This is a genomic window from Limnohabitans planktonicus II-D5, assembly GCF_001270065.2.
Lineage (GTDB): Bacteria > Pseudomonadota > Gammaproteobacteria > Burkholderiales > Burkholderiaceae_C > Limnohabitans_A > Limnohabitans_A planktonicus.
On sequence record NZ_LFYT02000077.1, the window covers coordinates 1 to 1,880 of the forward strand.

A 1,880-nucleotide genomic window follows, 5' to 3' on the forward strand; every position below is an offset into this window, starting at 1 on the left:
GACACCGGCAAACCCTTGCCCACCGTCAGCATCACGGCCATAGGCGGCGACGATGCCGTGGGCCCGGCCGATGCGGCCCACCTGCAAACCACCATCACTGGCGCTGCACTGGGGGCCAGCGAAGGCGATCTGGTGCAAATTGCCGTGAACGGCCACACCTTCAGCGGCACCGTCAACGCCGTGGGCAGCTACAACATCAGCATCGACACGGCCGACCTGGTGGCCGATTCGGACAAAACACTGGAAGTGCTGCTCAACGCCAGCGATGCCGCAGGCAACCAAGCCAGCACCTCGGCCAGCCGCAGCTACAGCGTGGACACCTCTGCGCCGCAAGTGCAAAGCATCGCGCTGGACAAAACACTGCTCAAAGCAGGCGACAGCGCCACCGTCACCATCCGCTTCTCAGAAAAAGTCATCGCCTTTGATGTGGGCGATCTGGTGGCCGACAACGCCAGCCTGAGCAACCTGGCCACAGCCGACGACGGCCTGACCTGGACGGCCACGCTGTTGGCCCACAGCAGCATCGAAGACACCAGCAACCTGGTGCAACTGTCGGCCACCTACAACGACACTGCAGGCAACGTGGGCACCGCAGGCACGAGCGGCAACTACAGCCTGGACACCAAAGCGCCCACGGCCACGATCAAACTGGTCGACGAAGCCCTGCAAGCGGGCGAGACCACCACGCTGACCATCACCTTCAGCGAGAAAGTGCAAGACTTTGGCAACGCGGATGTCACGGTGCAAAACGGCACATTGGGCACCTTGGTCAGCACCGACGGCATCGTCTGGACCGGCACCTACACGCCCAGCGTCAACCTTGAAGACACCACCAACGTCATCACGCTGGCCAACACCTACAGCGACCTGATCGGCAACGCTGGAGCCGTGGGCACCAGCGGCAACTACAGCGTAGACACCAAGGCCCCCTCGGCCGTGGTCACCCTCCAAGACGCCCAAGGTGCGCCGATGACCAGCCTCACGGCCGGACAAAGCGCCCAGCTGACCATCACCTTCAGCGAAGCGGTCAAAGACTTCAGCAACGCCGACGTGACAGCGCCCAACGGCACGCTCAGCACCCTGGCCAGCACCGACGGCGGCACCACCTGGACCGCGACGTTTACGCCCAACGCCAACGTGGAAGTGGCCGCCAACAGCATCAGCGTCAACCCCGGTGCCTACAGCGACCTGGCGGGCAACACCGGATCTGCTGCAGCCAGCGGCAACTACGCCGTAGACACCCAGGGCCCCACGGCCAGCATCACCCTGAGCGACAACGCCCTCACGGCAGGCGAGAGCGCACAAGTGACCATCGTCTTCAGTGAAAAAGTCACCGGCTTTGGCAACAGCGACGTGGCTGTAGAAAACGGCACCCTGAGCACCCTGGCCACCACCGATGGCGGCAAGACCTGGGTGGGCAGCTTCACGCCCACAGCGGGCACGGCAGACGCCAGCAACGTCATGAGCGTGGCCAACAGCTACACCGACGTGGCGGGCAACCAAGGCGCCAGCACCAGCAGCGCCAACTACGCGATAGACCTCAAAGCACCCACGGCCAGCATCGCCCTGAGCGACAACGCGCTCAAAGCAGGCGAGAGCGCCACGGTGACCATCACCTTCAGCGAAAAAGTCAAAGACTTCAGCAACGCGGACATCACAGCGCCCAACGGAGCCTTGAGCACATTCACCGCCAGCACAGACGGCCTGATCTGGACAGCCACCTTCACGCCAGCAACAGACACCGAAGCGGCCAGCAACACGCTGAGCCTGGGCACGGCCTACACCGACGAAGCGGGCAACGCAGGCACGGTAGCTACAGCCACGTACGCAGTGGACACAAAGGCACCGAGCTCACGGTCAAGCTCGATGACGCGAGCAAC

1 protein-coding gene is annotated in these 1,880 nt (G+C 63.6%); it reads left to right on the forward strand.

Annotation, left to right across the window (positions count from 1 at the left end):
• Positions 1-1,880: Ig-like domain-containing protein (locus H663_RS40800; RefSeq protein ID WP_116695970.1), on the forward strand; the 1,880-nt coding region annotated here is incomplete at both ends.